General features: G+C 55.9%; 16 protein-coding genes. 4 read left to right on the forward strand and 12 right to left on the reverse strand.

Features of this window, described 5'->3' with window-relative positions:
- Positions 1 to 33: 33 nt before the first annotated feature.
- The 10 genes from HNQ59_RS16905 to ribD all read right to left on the reverse strand — a co-directional run bounded on the left by HNQ59_RS16905 (position 34) and on the right by ribD (position 7,992).
- On the reverse strand, positions 34 to 282 hold the full coding sequence (locus HNQ59_RS16905) for a glutaredoxin family protein (RefSeq protein ID WP_184041572.1): 249 nt from the start codon (positions 280 to 282) through the stop codon (positions 34 to 36).
- Positions 275 to 1,663 (reverse strand): DegQ family serine endoprotease, encoded by a 1,389-nt coding sequence (locus tag HNQ59_RS16910; protein WP_184041573.1) that lies wholly within the window; start codon positions 1,661 to 1,663, stop codon positions 275 to 277. Before HNQ59_RS16910 ends, HNQ59_RS16905 begins: the two co-directional genes overlap by 8 nt.
- 7 nt (positions 1,664 to 1,670) lie before the next feature.
- The gene (locus tag HNQ59_RS16915) at positions 1,671 to 2,108 is read right to left on the reverse strand and encodes a SoxR reducing system RseC family protein (protein WP_246491059.1); all 438 of its coding nucleotides are present in this window, start codon (positions 2,106 to 2,108) and stop codon (positions 1,671 to 1,673) included.
- Complete coding sequence (locus HNQ59_RS16920) at positions 2,108 to 3,115, reverse strand: MucB/RseB C-terminal domain-containing protein (protein WP_184041575.1); 1,008 nt, start codon at positions 3,113 to 3,115, stop codon at positions 2,108 to 2,110. Before HNQ59_RS16920 ends, HNQ59_RS16915 begins: the two co-directional genes overlap by 1 nt.
- Positions 3,116 to 3,119: 4 nt before the next feature.
- Entirely contained in the window at positions 3,120 to 3,638 is a 519-nt protein-coding gene (locus tag HNQ59_RS16925) for a sigma-E factor negative regulatory protein (protein WP_184041576.1), read from the reverse strand.
- Between the two features lie 4 nt (positions 3,639 to 3,642).
- On the reverse strand, positions 3,643 to 4,242 hold the full coding sequence (gene rpoE / locus HNQ59_RS16930; protein ID WP_184041577.1) for an RNA polymerase sigma factor RpoE: 600 nt from the start codon (positions 4,240 to 4,242) through the stop codon (positions 3,643 to 3,645).
- Positions 4,243 to 4,499: 257 nt separating this feature from the next.
- On the reverse strand, positions 4,500 to 5,591 hold the full coding sequence (gene ribBA / locus HNQ59_RS16935; RefSeq protein ID WP_184041578.1) for a bifunctional 3,4-dihydroxy-2-butanone-4-phosphate synthase/GTP cyclohydrolase II: 1,092 nt from the start codon (positions 5,589 to 5,591) through the stop codon (positions 4,500 to 4,502).
- 44 nt (positions 5,592 to 5,635) lie between these two features.
- On the reverse strand, positions 5,636 to 6,112 hold the full coding sequence (locus tag HNQ59_RS16940) for a DinB family protein (RefSeq protein WP_221320278.1): 477 nt from the start codon (positions 6,110 to 6,112) through the stop codon (positions 5,636 to 5,638).
- Positions 6,113 to 6,254: 142 nt separating this feature from the next.
- Positions 6,255 to 6,863 (reverse strand): riboflavin synthase, encoded by a 609-nt coding sequence (locus HNQ59_RS16945; protein WP_184041580.1) that lies wholly within the window; start codon positions 6,861 to 6,863, stop codon positions 6,255 to 6,257.
- A gap of 31 nt (positions 6,864 to 6,894) precedes the next feature.
- Positions 6,895 to 7,992, reverse strand: coding sequence for a bifunctional diaminohydroxyphosphoribosylaminopyrimidine deaminase/5-amino-6-(5-phosphoribosylamino)uracil reductase RibD (ribD, locus tag HNQ59_RS16950; protein ID WP_184041581.1), 1,098 nt, complete (start codon positions 7,990 to 7,992; stop codon positions 6,895 to 6,897).
- Between the two features lie 186 nt (positions 7,993 to 8,178).
- On the opposite strand from ribD, the gene HNQ59_RS16955 reads away from it, so the two are divergent.
- A complete protein-coding gene (locus HNQ59_RS16955; protein WP_184041582.1) occupies positions 8,179 to 10,032 on the forward strand; it encodes a M48 family metallopeptidase in 1,854 nt (617 codons plus the stop codon).
- A 145-nt stretch (positions 10,033 to 10,177) separates the two neighbouring features.
- Here the strand turns inward: HNQ59_RS16955 and nusB are convergent, their stop codons facing one another.
- Both nusB and ribH read right to left on the reverse strand, forming a co-directional pair.
- Complete coding sequence (gene nusB / locus HNQ59_RS16960) at positions 10,178 to 10,630, reverse strand: transcription antitermination factor NusB (protein ID WP_184041583.1); 453 nt, start codon at positions 10,628 to 10,630, stop codon at positions 10,178 to 10,180.
- A complete protein-coding gene (gene ribH, locus HNQ59_RS16965; protein ID WP_184041584.1) occupies positions 10,630 to 11,103 on the reverse strand; it encodes a 6,7-dimethyl-8-ribityllumazine synthase in 474 nt (157 codons plus the stop codon). Before ribH ends, nusB begins: the two co-directional genes overlap by 1 nt.
- Before the next feature lie 140 nt (positions 11,104 to 11,243).
- Between ribH and yedA the strand changes: the two genes are divergently transcribed.
- From yedA to prmB, 3 genes are all read left to right on the forward strand, one after another.
- Positions 11,244 to 12,149, forward strand: coding sequence for a drug/metabolite exporter YedA (gene yedA, locus HNQ59_RS16970; RefSeq protein ID WP_246491058.1), 906 nt, complete (start codon positions 11,244 to 11,246; stop codon positions 12,147 to 12,149).
- A gap of 70 nt (positions 12,150 to 12,219) precedes the next feature.
- The gene (locus HNQ59_RS16975; RefSeq protein WP_184041585.1) at positions 12,220 to 12,843 is read left to right on the forward strand and encodes a YchE family NAAT transporter; all 624 of its coding nucleotides are present in this window, start codon (positions 12,220 to 12,222) and stop codon (positions 12,841 to 12,843) included.
- Positions 12,844 to 12,853: 10 nt separating this feature from the next.
- Positions 12,854 to 13,750: a 50S ribosomal protein L3 N(5)-glutamine methyltransferase gene (prmB, locus tag HNQ59_RS16980; protein WP_184041586.1), complete on the forward strand. Its 897-nt coding sequence runs from the start codon at positions 12,854 to 12,856 to the stop codon at positions 13,748 to 13,750.
- Positions 13,751 to 14,483 lie beyond the last annotated feature (733 nt).

The raw sequence follows: 14,483 nt of genomic DNA on the forward strand, positions 1-14,483 counted from the left end.
GTGCCCTTCATCAAACTGAGCCAGCGTGCGATTCTACCCGAACACGGCCAAATGCGCATCTAATGCTGCGGTATCCAAGTGATAATGGCAGATTTCCTGATCACCCGCGAGTAATACAGGCACCCACTCTCCCCACTTTTCCTCCAGCATCGGGTCGGCATCGACATCCACAATCTGCATGTCAAATCCAGCTCGCCCCGGATACGCCTCCAATGCCGCGACCATGGCATGACACAAACTGCAATAGTCGCGGAACAACACTGTCAGAACAGGTTTATTCATCCGATTTGTTCGACAACTTGAGCGGGATGAACTGGTAACCACCGTCACGATAAATCCTCAATGTCACGGTTTTATTGCCGGTCTTGGCATCTTCGATTGCGCGTGCCAATTGCTGGTAGCTCTTCAGGCCTTCTCCACCGATGCCGACGATCACGTCACCTTGCTGGATGCCCGACCGTGCAGCGGCCCCTTGCGATGCCTGGACCAGCAGCCCATATTCCACACCAAGCTGCTTACGCTGGGCGGCAGTCAGCTCACCCACCATGAGGCCGACCTGACCGACATTTGCATTATGGCGGCGTCCAGGCTTGCCTGGGCCTGGCTGATCCTGCATCTCACCCACAGTCACGGTCAGATCCTTGGTGGTCTTGTTACGCCAGACCTGCATGGTCATCCTGGTACCGGGCTTGGTACTACCCACCAGGCGGACCAGATCAGCATTGGAATTCACAACCTTGTCTCCGAACTTCAAGACGATGTCGGATGGCAACATGCCTGCCTTATCTGCCGGGCCGTCTTTCTCGACCCCGCTGATCAATGCGCCTTGTGGCTTGGTCAAGCCGAAGGACTCGGCCAGATCCCGGGACATTTCCTGAATCGATACCCCTATCCGACCACGAATGACCTTGCCACCTGCCTTCAATTGCGTGGAGATATCCATTGCCACATCGATGGGAATGGCAAAGGACAGGCCCATGAAGCCACCTGTGCGACTGTAGATCTGCGAATTGATCCCGACCACTTCGCCATTGGCATTGAACAGAGGCCCGCCGGAGTTACCCGGATTGACCGCCGCATCGGTCTGGATGAAGGGAACGAAACTCTCGTCTGGCAGCTGACGCCCCTTTGCACTGACGATCCCTGATGTCACGGTGTTGTCGAAACCAAACGGGGAACCGATCGCCACAACAGGTTCGCCCACCCGCAATTTGGCCGGATCACCCAGTCTCACCGTCGGCAGCAATTTGGCTTCGATCTTGATCAGCGCCACATCGGTACGCTCGTCGGTTCCAATGACCTTGGCTTTGAATTCCCGCTTGTCGGTCAATTTGACCGTGATCTCATCGGCATTGCCCACCACGTGGGCGTTGGTCATGATGTAACCATCCTGACTGATGATGAAACCCGACCCCAGGCTCCGAGCCTGAAACTCGCGTGGTTGCTGCCTTGGCTGAAACCGGCGGAAAAATTCATAGAACGGGTCGTCCTCAGACATTCCAGGCCCGCCCTGATTATTGACTACTGTCTGGGTGGTGCTGATATTCACAACCGCAGGACCTTCTTTTTCGACCAGCGATGCAACATCCAGAGAAGCGGTTGCCGAATAGGCAACAGGAATCGATGCCAACAGCAACGCGGTTGCTGACAACAATTTCTTCATGGGTAGATTACCTTTGTTGAATTGATGATTGAGACAGAGAAGAGACCACAACTTGTCGATGAAGTTGCTGACAGGTTGGTCGATGACGACGCATCCACCAGCCGCTCGCACTTAGGCCGGACAACAAGCCGAGTGTTGCGGCGAGGATTGAAATGCCATCGCTCACCAGGGAACCAAGCAATGCACCGCCCAATAGACCAGACAGCGGCAAACCATAGCCCAACCAAGCCAATCGACTCATGGAGGATTCCGGCAAGCTGAACTGCAATTCATCCCCCACCCGACAACCCTCAGGCGCAGAAACAGCATGCAGCCGAGGGCTGAACAGGCGGGAAAAGGCCCCCTTGTCGGCACATTGGCCGGTACAACCCGCACAACGCGGTTGCTGGATAGCGATGTAGGCACGATGGCCATCGATCCGACGCACAACCGCGTGTACCTGCATCACTGCGCAGCCCCTTGTTGAGGCTTGCCAGGCTTGGTGACGACCGAACTGCCAATCAGCTTCAGCGCGGCTTCGGGCACATCGCCCAATGCGGTGATGCGTGAATCATTGGTATACCGGGTGTAGATATTGATCGCACCCTGGTTGACCATCATGCTGCTGGTTTTATTCGGGACTTGGACCGGTTCGACGAATACTGATATCGCCGCCATGCCATCACCCACCATCAGATGTGAAACCTGCACGTTTCGATGACCAAGAAGACGTTTACCTTCCTGAATCAAACGATAACCCGGCGGCATGGGTCTGATCTCAAAACCTGCGTCGGCTCGCCCGTTGTCGTTATCCGCTACAGTCATCTCACTTGGTTTCAGTGGAATCTTATTGGCAAAGCGTGGTTTCAAGGCTTTACGATCCGCCTGACCACCAATATCAAGCTGGATGAACGAGAACTTTTCCACCGGCTCTTGCCGACTGTTATAGGTACCGATCCGCAGCAACAGCCCGGATACAGGGTCATACCAAAGCTTGCGGGCATAGCGCAGGCTGTCCTTGGGCTCCATCATCAACACCGCGCTGTCGATACCGGCGACGCGCTCTGCATCCTTCTTCTTGAAGTGATAGAGGTTGGCGATGTCTGATGGATCTTCGGGCAGCAAAGCCGGGAACAGCTTGATACTGACACGACGACGCAGCTCGACCGGATTGGCTGGCATTTCAGGCAGATAGCAGTTGATCTGATCATTGAGACGGACGAACTCACGAACCGGGCCGTCCAACGACTCGTGCTTCTCAAGCTGATTGTCGCCATCCAACACATGGATCATTCGAAACGTTTCCACTTCGCCGTCATGCTGGTACACATACATGCCGTGGTAATTCTGCTTACGAATGGCGTTGGATATCTTCTTCAGCAACGCAGTAGCATCGGCAGGTGATAGAGCCGTCTCAGCCACACACACACTGCTTGCTACCGACAGCAGCAGTACGCTCAGGAACACCCTCATGTGCTTAATGCCCTTTGGATTGACCTGCAGTAGTGTAATTCGCGGTGTGCAACCCAGTCGCTTCCCGGTGCACGACCAGATAATCCTGCACGTTCTCGATATTGGCCCCATTCGAAACCGACACCTGGTGCAAAGCTGGGTCATTGGCAGCCGCGATAGGCTGCATCCCGGTCGGGCTGACGGTTCCCAACTGGGCGCCATTGAGCGCAAACCAGCTCACCATTGCAACAGCGGCAACGGACGCAGCCGCAGACATGGCCACATAACGGCGCGAGAATCCGGCAGGTTTTTTGGGGATGACCTTGGGCGCAAAGACGATCGGCTCTGCCGCCAATCTCTCACTGAACCGGGATGAGAAATCAGCCGTCAGAACCGGCCCGTCATCGCGCATCGCATCACCGATCAAGTGATAGACACTCCACTCGTCGTTGAGATCCTGATCAGACTTGAGTGCTGCCAACACTCGTCCGACCTCGTCCTCATCGAGTTCGCCGTCCATCATTTGTGAAATCTGTTCGTTCATTTGTTTACCACCTCTTGTTTTTCCCGGTATCAAGCAAAGGTCGCAGTTGCGCGGCGATGGCTTCGCGCGCGCGGAAAATACGTGATCGCACCGTCCCGATCGGGCAGTTCATGATCGAAGCAATGTCTTCATAACTCAGCCCTTCCATCTCGCGCAATGTAATGGCTGTTCTCAATTCATCTGGTAAAGCCTCTACCGCCTGATTGACGGTATCGACGATCTGCCGATTCATCAATTCAGTCTCTGGCGTATTCATGTCGGGCATACGGTCAGACAGCGTCGGGCCTTCCTCTTCGTCATCCAACACATCCGCATTGACCGGTGCCCGCCGCCCCATCGACACGAGATAGTTCTTGGCGGTATTGATGCCAATTCGATACAGCCATGTGTAAAACGCGCTCTCGCCTCGGAACGTAGGCAACGCACGGTACGCCTTGATGAAGGCTTCCTGCGTCACATCCTCGACTTCGCTGGGATCGCGGATGAAGCGCGAGAGCAAGCGCGCCAGCTTGCGCTGGTATTTGTTGACCAGCAACTCGAATGCCCGCTTGTCGCCATGCTGCGCTCGTTCGACCAGTTGCTGGTCGACCTCACGATCGCCCATTCAATATCACTCCCTGTTTTGTCGTTTTCTGCGGACATTGGTTCCGTATTTTGACATCTCGAAAGCCATTTTTTTGCCCGCCTGCCAAGTTATCCTGACTGGTTTGTCACTAGTGACACTGAGATTAACAAATAGTTCACAACACCTGCATCTATCATGCTAGCCAGATAAACACGACTTTTACAGGGGATATCGGTCATTTCAACCATTCCCCATGTCCGACCACATGCGCCATTCACCATTGGCCATGGCGATGGTCAGTCAGGCAACACATTACCCAGCAGGGCCAGGTCAAAGCCAGCCATGCTTGGCATTTTGCGTTGCGGCGCCATCACCGTCATGCGAGTGACATTCAGATCGCGAAGGATCTGTGCGCCAATACCATAATTACGTAGATCCCACTTGGGCCGTGCGCGGTTGTCCTGATTGGGTAACAGACGCGCCAACAGATCCTCGGCTGTCTCCGGGCGATGCAACAGCAGCACGACGCCCTTGCCCGCCTCAGCGATCTTTTGCAATGCGGGATAGACACCCCATGAATGCGCCTTGTCCGTCACATCCAACAGATCGACCACGCTGAGGGGCTCGTGAACCCGCACCAGCACATCGTCCCCAGCTTGGATGTCGCCCTTTACCAGCGCCAGCTGCAAGGTATTGGCAGTCAGATCGCGATACACGATCAACTGGAATTCACCGGCGATTGTGCTGATCTGCCGCTCCACCACGCGCTCGACCAAACGCTCATGTTGATGGCGATACTGGATCAGATCGGCAATCGTCCCCACCTTCAGGCCATGTATCTCTGCGAACTGGAGTAATTCAGGCAGACGCGCCATGGTGCCATCGTCATTCATGATCTCACAGATCACCGACGAAGGTGTCAAGCCGGCCAGCTGGGCCAAGTCGCAACCTGCCTCGGTATGCCCCGCCCGAACCAACACACCGCCATCTTGCGCCATCAATGGAAAGATGTGTCCAGGCTGGACCAGGTCTTCAGCTTTGGCATGTTTGGCAACCGCCACACGTACTGTCCGCGCACGATCTGCCGCCGAGATGCCGGTCGAGACGCCCTCAGCAGCTTCGATGGATACGGTGAAATTGGTGCCATGGGGCGTGCCATTGCGTGACACCATCAAGGACAAATCGAGCTGACTGCACCGTTCCTTGGTCAGTGTCAGGCATATCAAGCCCCGGCCATGTTTGGCCATGAAATTGATGGCTTCTGGCGTGACGAAATCGGAGGCAACGATCAGGTCGCCTTCGTTTTCTCGATCTTCATCATCCACCAAGATCACCATGCGCCCTGCGCGCATATCGGCAATGATGTCCTGAATGGGGGCAATAGTCATATCGATTTCTTTCTACTGACAGCCTGGCAAGGATGGCCAATGGCTCAGGTATTCAACAAAGGTAGCATGGGCATATCGGTGATGCCGATATCCACCCCCAGCTGAGATAAAAGTGTGGTGATCTGGCCACGATGGTGCGTCTGATGGTTGAACATATGGGTCACCAGCACCCAACGCGGCACCGTTTGGGTCATGCCATATAGCTTGCTGGTCCAGGTCATGGGTGTGTCGAGCCATGCCTGATCCACCGCCTGAGCCCAGTCCATCAGGTCCTGATCCAGCGCACGGCGGGCGGAAGATAGCTCATCGAATGATTCATAGAGCACCTCCCCAATTGTCCCAACCTGATAGCCCTGACCATTGAAGCGGGACAGCCAGACCCGGTCACCCCACAGGATGTGATTCAAGGTATGGTGGATGGAGCCAAAAAATGCACCCCGATCAGCCTTCAACAGATCCTCACCAAGCTGATGGCAGGCCTGATACAGCTTGTCATTCATCCAGCGATTGTATTCCGCCATCAATATCGGATAGTGGCCATTAAACACGCTGATACCCTTTCGCGAGACGCAGACGATTCATGTCATGGCAAATGCTACCACGGGACCGATTGTCACCTGCAGCGGCATGCTTGTTCATTGATATGACCAGACCACACTCTTTTCAAGCCTGATCGAGCGTAAGACGGAAACTGAGCAGACGTTCGCAATAGCGCGCGATCAGATCCACTTCAAGATTGACCTTGCTACCGGCCTTGAGATACTTGAGGTTGGTTTCCTGCAAGGTGTGTGGGATCAGGTTGATCGAAAAGCAATCTCCCTCTACCCGGTTGGTGGTCAGGCTCACGCCGTTGATGGTGGCCGAGCCTTTGGCCGCGAAATAGCGAGCCAAGTCTGCAGGCGCTCGCACCACCAGCTCATAGCAGTCGCCGACTTGTTCGAATCGAACCACCTCACCCACTCCATCGACATGGCCCGACACCAGATGACCACCCAGACGGTCAATTGGGCGCATCGCCTTCTCCAGGTTGACCACCAGCCCGACCTGATCCAAGCCGACGGTACAGTCGAGCGATTCCCTGGAGACATCCACCACAAAGCTCTCTGAGTCCTGCTCGATTGCCGTCAGGCACACACCATTCACCGCAATGCTGTCCCCAAGCTTCACATCACTGAAATCCATGCCTGGTGCGTGTATCTCCAAGCGCAGATCGCCTCGCTGTGGAGTCGCACCATGAATGGTGCCCAGTGCTTGGATAATGCCGGTAAACATGTTGACTCCCTATCAATGCTATTTAAAAAGATCACGGACGCAGCTGCGCAATCAATCGCAAGTCCGCACCGATCATGCGTTGATCCACCCAGGTCAAATCCACCCGCTCTGTCAGCGATGACAACGGCGGCCAATCTACCAGCCCATGCGCCTGGTGTCCAAGCAACATGGGGGCCAGGTACAGGACCAACTCATCCACCAGCCCGGCCTGGATCAGTGCGCCACTCAGCGCCGGCCCAGCCTCCACCAAGACCTCATTCCATCCCTGCTGGCCCATCCAGGTCAGCAGGGCATTCAGATCAACCCGCCCTGTAGATGTCGGCAAGGCTTGCAAGCTGGCCCCGGCATCTTGCAGATCGGCCATCCGCTTCACATCGGTCGAAGCATGGATGATGAACGCCTGCCCTCCGTCCAGCAATTTGGCAGAGGGGGGTGTTCTCAGTTGGCTATCCACCACCACTCGCGCCGGTTGTCGGCTGACCTGATCGATGCGGGCCGTCAGCCGGGGGTCATCTGCCAAAACGGTGCCGATTCCAGTCAACATGGCACACGCCCCGGCGCGGAGCCGATGCACATCCTGCCGGGCGGCCTCGCCGGTAATCCATTGACTGGCGCCATTCCACAAAGCGGTTTTGCCATCCAGGCTGGCTGCCAATTTAACCCGCAGCCAAGGCCGCCCCCGCTCCATGCGTGACAGGAAACCGCGATGGTGGTGTCGGGCGGCATCCGCCAGCAATCCGACCTGCGTCACCACCCCAGCCGATCGCAACCGGGCCAGGCCCCGCCCAGACACCTGCGGATTGGGATCACCCAAGGCAGCCACCACCCTTACCACACCCGCTTCGACCAAGCGGTCGGCGCATGGCGGGGTGCGGCCAAAATGGCTACAGGGCTCCAATGTGACATAGGCCGTTGCACCCTGCGCACTCAAGCCACGTGCATGGCAATCCTTCAGCGCCTGGATTTCAGCATGATCCTGCCCTGCGGCCAATGTGTGGCCTTGACCGATCACCACGCCCGCCTTGACCAGCACGCAGCCCACCGAGGGATTGGGCGAGGTCTGCCAAGCCCCCAATGCTGCTTGCTGCAGGGCTTGCGACATGTATTGATGATCTGCTTCCGTGAACATCTGCCACCGTACTCCATCTCGGAAAGGCGACATGTTACCGACCGTGACGATCAGCGTCCACGTCCGGCACATTCAAGCAAGGCGATATCCACCAGGCCCTACTTGATCAAGTTTTTTTCAACCTGCTTTGTCAATTGCTTGCTAGTTGCATAAAATCGATGTTCATTAAGTATATTGACCCGCAAGATGATGACACAGCACAATCCAAATCACGGTGTCTACACCGAGCTGATCGCACGCCTGGAGGCCGATGCACTTCGCCATCCAGGCTGGTATCGCTTGCGGATTCTGATGTTGATTCTGCTTGGACACGTTGGCCAGCTGGTGGCGCTCAGCCTGTTCCTGATTGCACTAGCACTGCTGACCGTAGCCATATTGACTTACCCGCTGCATCCAAGCTGGTTTTTGCTGGCCATTGCGCTATGCATCGTGGGCGGGTTGATCTGGTTGCTCTGTCGCGTCACGCCCGCCACACCCGTTGGCGAGCCATTGACTCGCCAGACCTCGCCCAATCTGTTTCGCCTGATCGATAAAGTCACCGCCAAGGTGGGGAGCCCCGGGGTGGACAAGGTGCTGCTGACTGCGGATTTCAATGCGGCAATCGTCCAGCAACCGCGGCTGGGCTTGGTCGGATGGCATCGGAACATCCTGCTGCTGGGGCTGCCGCTGATGATGGCGCTCTCTACCCGGCATTTTGCTGCGGTGCTGGCCCATGAGTTTGGCCATCTATCAGCTCAGCATGGCCGGTTCGCCTGCTGGGTCTATCGCCTGCGCAATACTTGGCAACGGGCGCTGGAGCAACCTTCCGTCGTTGAACATACGCCGAATCTGTTGCTGACTTGGCTGCAACGCTTTGTCCACTACTTCAATGCCTATTCATTCGTTCTGGCGCGACAGAACGAATACGAAGCAGATCAGGCCTCTGTCACCATGTGTGGCAAACGTGTAACGATGGAGGCACTGGTGTTGTCGCAGTTGACCAGCCGCTGGCTGGAGCAACATTACTGGCCAGCGTTGCTACGCAATGCCGAAGACAATCCAGAGCCCACCCCGTCCCCTCATCGCGCACTGGAACAAGCCATTGCGCTGGGCATGCAGCAGCATGGGCTGGATGTGTGGCTTGCAGAAGCGCTCACCCATCAGACCGGTCATTTCGACACTCACCCCTCGTTGGCTGACCGCCTGAGTCGGCTTGATCATGCCGCTACGCTGCCAGAGCCCATCAGTATCAACGCAGCCCGACGCCTACTGGGCGAGGATCTGGATGTCCTGCAAGACCAGCTTGACGATAACTGGCGACAACAGATCCGTGGCAGCTGGTACGCACGCCATCAACAAGTACAGGAAGGCCGACGCGAGCTGGAAGCATTGCAACAAGAAGCCAGTGTCGGGCCGCTGAGCCTGCCACGCGCCTGGCGATTGGCCGAATTGGCCCAGGCGCTGGGTCAGCCCCAGCTTGCCATCGCCACCTGTGAATATCTGACACAAACCCATCCGGAATATGCACCGGGCCATCATCTGCAAGGTCAGTTATTGCTCGCCCAAGGTGATGCACGTGGCCTGGACAGCCTTGATCACGCACTCCGACAAGACCCACGGCTGACCACGCCTTGCGCACGGCAGGCTTATCTGTACCTGCAAGGGCTGGGCGACAAACGTGGGGCAGAGAACTATTTCCGGCTGGCCTGTGAATATGTGCTGGCCACCGAGCATCGGGACGATGGCACCCCAAAGACAGACGTTTCATTGCTGCCACATGATCTGCTGCCTAAACAGGCGGACGCACTGAGCCGTGACCTGGCACATGACCCATATGTCGAGCAAGCCTGGCTGCTGAGGCGCCACGTGACAGACTTCCCGGAGCGGTCACTCTATCTCCTACTCTTGCAGAATACGACCCAGGCCCGGCAGGTGGCCGCCCACACCATCGCCCCAGAAACACTGATTCCCAATCAAACATTCATCATCAAACTGGATCAACGCACCCGGGCGCTGAAACAACGCGCCGAGAAGCTGGTGGGCTCACAAATCTTTCCCTAGACTCCATCGCACCGTTCCAATACCCGTAACACCGGAGCCCGCATGCCGCACAGCGATTGATCAACCGCCTGCAGGCGGCGTGCACAAACAACAACGGGGGCAGATGCCCCCGTTTGATCACCACCATTTCACTGGCTGGCTACATTCAGCCTCGACGCTGGCCACGCTGGTTGCGCACATTCTGCGCCTCAGCCGCACGCACCTGCTCGACAAATTTATCCAGTACGCCATTGATGAATTTGTGACCTTCGTTGCCACCAAACGTCTTCGACAACTCGATGGCCTCGTTGATGATGACCGGGAAAGGAGTCTCTGGCATGTGCACCAACTCGAAACCAGCCACCAACAGAACGCCCCGCTCGACCGGGCTGACATCATCCCAGTCGCGCTCCAGATAAGGTGACATGGCTGAGCGCAAGGTGTCGGCGTGGCTGATCGCACCGAACAACACCGCACGGAACAGCGTCAGATCACACTTCTCAAAAGCCTGGTTTTCGGCCAGATTCTTTTCGATCAGCGTGGGGGGGTCTTGGGTCAACTGCCATTGATACAAACCCTGCACGGCGAATTCACGTGCTTTGCGTCGTGCGCTTTTCATTATTTACTCAACTTTTTCAACAGATTGATCATTTCAACCACGACACGGGCCGCGTCAGTGCCTTTTTCATGCATGCGCGCCAGTGCCTGGTCATCGTTTTCGGTGGTCAGAATGGCATTGGCGATCGGCGTGTCGGTTTCCAGACCGACCGCACTGATACCCGATGCCGACTCGTTCGACACGACTTCAAAGTGATAGGTCTCACCCCGGATCACCGCGCCCAGCGCCACCAGACCATCAAATTTGCCACTCTGGGCCATGGTCTTCAGCGTCAAGGGGGCTTCCAACGCGCCAGGGATCGTCGCAATCAGCATATCTTCCGTCTTGACGCCCAAACGCAATAGTTCCGCAGTACAGGCGGCCAACAGGCCTTCACATACATCAGTATTGAAACGGCACATCACGATGCCGATACGTAAACCACTGCCAGAAAGATTTTGTTCGATTTCCAGAATATTGTCGTAGCGGGCCATACGGCTTTCCTAAATTCAAGCGCTGATCAAACGATCAGCCGTCGGTGTGTAACGGAAAACTCTTCATTTTACATGGTGATAAGCCTGCTGGCTAACAATGGCTTTCCCATCTACCGGAAATAGACGCAAATCCGCTTATAATGCAGCGCTGTTTGTTCTTCGAGTTCATTGTGTCCGCCCCATCCCGCACCGGCCTGGCCATGGCCCTGCTTTCAACTTGGCTCATCTGGGGATCGACCTATCTGGCGATCCGTTTTGTGATTGTAGACATTCCACCCTTCATGGCTGCGGCAATTCGCTTCTGGCTGGCTGGCGGCATGCTGTTTGCATGGCTGAAATGGAAAGGGGCTGCGCTTCCCTCGAAACGGCAGATGCGCAATGCAGCGATCATCGGCACCATGATGCTGGCGGGTGGCAATGGCGCGGTAACCTTTGCCGAGTTGGAGATCTCCTCGGCGGTGGCCGCGCTGGGCGTTGCTGTCGTGCCATTGCTGACCATCATCGTGGCGCGTTTCTGGGGGCATCATTCCAGTCGGTCAGAGTGGATCGGCATTGGTATCGGCATGGCTGGCATCGTTTCCTTGAATTTCGGTGCTGACATGAGCGCCAGCCCTATGGGCGCAGGGCTCATCCTGTTCGCGACGGTGATCTGGTCGATTGCCACGGTCTGGAGCAAATACCTCGACATGCCCTCCGGCACCATGTCCAGCGCCCTGCAAATGCTGGCTGCCGCGCTGGTACTGACTTTGATGAGCCTGATGCATGGCGAGCGGATGACGCATATGCCCAGTGGCACATCGATTGCTGCCCTGCTCTATCTGGTCGTTGCAGGCTCGATGATTGCCTACAGTGCTTTCTCCTATCTGATCATACATGTCCGGCCTGCACTGGCTTCCAGTTACGCCTATGTCAACCCGGTCGTGGCTGTCTTTCTGGGCTGGTCGATCGGCAACGAACATATCGGGCTGCACGAGCTGTTCGCAATGGGCGCCATCCTGATCGCCGTGGCCCTGGTGGTGTACCAACAAGTACGAAACAAGGGATAATCCGGCAGACTCGGCTGCACCATTCCGCAACAGAACCTAAACTAAGCACATCATCCCACCGGGCATTGTCATGGAATTCCTGAAAGCTTTCATATCGCTATTGGTGCTGATCAATCCGATCGGCGCCATTCCGCTGTTCATCAGCCTGACCCATGCACAGTCAAGAGTCGAAAAAAAACGCACCATCCGTGTTGCCGCCATTGCGGTCGCCCTGGTGATCATCATTTCAGCGTTCATCGGTGAATTCGTGATCAAGCTGTTTGGTATCAGCATGGCCAGCTTCCGGACAGGTGGCGGCATCCTGCTGCTGCTATTATCGATTTCGATGCTGAATGCACAGCTGGCCCCCTCCCGCCAAACCCCAGAGGAAACCGATGAAGCCGAGCACAAGCACAGCATCGGCGTGGTGCCCTTGGCCATTCCGCTGCTGACCGGGCCTGGCGCAATCAGCACGGTCATCATCTATACCGACCGCATCCGCCACTGGTGGGAGTACTCCTATATGGTTGGCGCAGGCGTGGTGATCGGGCTGATCACCTTTGCTGCGCTCAATCTGGCCGACCCGATCAGCCGATTGGTCGGCAAGACAGGCATCAATATCTCCACCCGACTGATGGGCCTGTTGCTGTCCGCCGTCGGTATTGAATTCATCTGCGCAGGCCTGGTGGAGCTCCTTCCCGGCCTCGCCAAATAATGGAAAGACCATGTTTGATTCCGCCGCATCACACCTGCACACCGTCCGCGACCTGATCCGCTTTGCAGTCAGCCGCTTCAACCAAGCCCAGCTGCATTTTGGCCATGGCACGGACAACGCTTACGACGAAGCCGTCTATCTGGTGCTACATACCCTCAAGCTACCAATCGATCGTCTCGAACCTTTTCTGGATGCACGCCTGCTGCCCGAGGAGATCAATCAAGTTCTGCCTCTGATCAGACGTCGTGTCGAAGAGCGCAAACCTGCGGCCTATCTCACCCACGAAGCGTGGTTGGGCGAGTACCGTTTTTATGTCGATGAGCGTGTGATTGTGCCGCGCTCTTTCATCTCAGAGCTGCTACGGCAGCATCTTGCCCCGTGGGTCGAATACCCGGAATTGATCCATCGAGGCCTGGATCTGTGCACCGGCTCCGGCTGCCTGGCAATCATGATGGCCGATGCCTTTCCGGATGCGGAAATCGATGCGATCGACCTCTCAAGTGACGCGCTCGCAGTCGCCGCACGCAATGTGGAAGACTACCGCCTTGGCTACCGAGTCAATCTCCTGCAATCTGACATGTTTGTCGCTGTTCAGGGCCACCAATATGACCTGATCGTCAGCAACCCGCCTTATGTAGATGCCGAATCGGTGGCCGAGCTACCTACCGAATACCTGCAAGAGCCGGAAATGGCATTGGGATCAGGCCATGACGGACTGGACGCGACACGCATCATCCTCGACGAAGCTCCTGCCCTGCTGACACCGCACGGCATCCTGGTGGTGGAAATCGGCCATAATCGGGCATTGCTGGAAGAGGAATATCCAGAGCTACCCTTTACTTGGCTGGAAACAAGTGGCGGCGATGGTTTTGTGTTCCTGTTACGAAAGGAAGATTTTCCGACGTAAACCGCCCATCACTCACAACAACCGGGCTTCATGGGGCTCGGTTTTTTTATTTCATGCGCTGAAAACACAGCACAAAAAGCACCCATCCCCCAGCCATCAGCCATTCCCTTCCATTACCATCCCACCCGCTATTGATGCAGCACTTGATCACAGCCGCTCTTTGCCACCCAGGGTTGAGCGGGCTGGCGGATGCCCCGGCCAGCACAGGAATCAACCCATGTGTATGCAGCACGTCGCTGTATCACAGACCAAGTTCGCAGGGACGATGATCGCCCGCGCAAGGGCTGCCATAAGCCAATAGAGACATGCCCCATATTCAATCGATTCCGATAAGGCTGCAACCCGCCAACGTAGCAATGTCGAAATACCTGACAGTATCGGCAAAGCAAGATAGCTGAAACATATTGCATATCGGATTCATGGAAAAAAGCGCAGCCATGAAATTTTTAGCCTTTTTACTCACAGATAAATAATTCAATTCGAATATTCAAAATATCACTCTCACCGGAACAATTTTTGCATCACGTCATTTGCAAGCCCAGCCGACAATGAAGTACACCAGCTGGTGTGGGCAAACTTCTCTTTGTTCTATTCAATTGATATCGAAATGAGGTGATCAAATGTCAGTCCTTAATGGCGCTGTTGCATAAATCCTGAATCGGGCGATGCTCCCCTTTACCCCAACGGATTTACGCCAAAGCTACCGTGCACGGACGGCCCAGCATGCTGAAGT

The organism is Chitinivorax tropicus, from assembly GCF_014202905.1.
Classification (GTDB): domain Bacteria; phylum Pseudomonadota; class Gammaproteobacteria; order Burkholderiales; family SCOH01; genus Chitinivorax; species Chitinivorax tropicus.

Coding starts and splice junctions, on each gene's coding strand:
- HNQ59_RS16975 (WP_184041585.1), top strand. CDS start 12,220: ATGGAATTCCTGAAAGCTTTCATATCGCTATTGGTGCTGATCAATCCG.
- ribD (WP_184041581.1), bottom strand. CDS start 7,992: ATGTTCACGGAAGCAGATCATCAATACATGTCGCAAGCCCTGCAGCAA.
- HNQ59_RS16905 (WP_184041572.1), bottom strand. CDS start 282: ATGAATAAACCTGTTCTGACAGTGTTGTTCCGCGACTATTGCAGTTTG.
- HNQ59_RS16925 (WP_184041576.1), bottom strand. CDS start 3,638: ATGAACGAACAGATTTCACAAATGATGGACGGCGAACTCGATGAGGAC.
- prmB (WP_184041586.1), top strand. CDS start 12,854: ATGTTTGATTCCGCCGCATCACACCTGCACACCGTCCGCGACCTGATC.
- HNQ59_RS16945 (WP_184041580.1), bottom strand. CDS start 6,863: ATGTTTACCGGCATTATCCAAGCACTGGGCACCATTCATGGTGCGACT.
- HNQ59_RS16920 (WP_184041575.1), bottom strand. CDS start 3,115: ATGAGGGTGTTCCTGAGCGTACTGCTGCTGTCGGTAGCAAGCAGTGTG.
- HNQ59_RS16940 (WP_221320278.1), bottom strand. CDS start 6,112: ATGGCGGAATACAATCGCTGGATGAATGACAAGCTGTATCAGGCCTGC.
- yedA (WP_246491058.1), top strand. CDS start 11,244: ATGCAGCGCTGTTTGTTCTTCGAGTTCATTGTGTCCGCCCCATCCCGC.
- rpoE (WP_184041577.1), bottom strand. CDS start 4,242: ATGGGCGATCGTGAGGTCGACCAGCAACTGGTCGAACGAGCGCAGCAT.
- HNQ59_RS16910 (WP_184041573.1), bottom strand. CDS start 1,663: ATGAAGAAATTGTTGTCAGCAACCGCGTTGCTGTTGGCATCGATTCCT.
- ribH (WP_184041584.1), bottom strand. CDS start 11,103: ATGGCCCGCTACGACAATATTCTGGAAATCGAACAAAATCTTTCTGGC.
- HNQ59_RS16955 (WP_184041582.1), top strand. CDS start 8,179: ATGATGACACAGCACAATCCAAATCACGGTGTCTACACCGAGCTGATC.
- nusB (WP_184041583.1), bottom strand. CDS start 10,630: ATGAAAAGCGCACGACGCAAAGCACGTGAATTCGCCGTGCAGGGTTTG.
- HNQ59_RS16915 (WP_246491059.1), bottom strand. CDS start 2,108: ATGCAGGTACACGCGGTTGTGCGTCGGATCGATGGCCATCGTGCCTAC.
- ribBA (WP_184041578.1), bottom strand. CDS start 5,591: ATGACTATTGCCCCCATTCAGGACATCATTGCCGATATGCGCGCAGGG.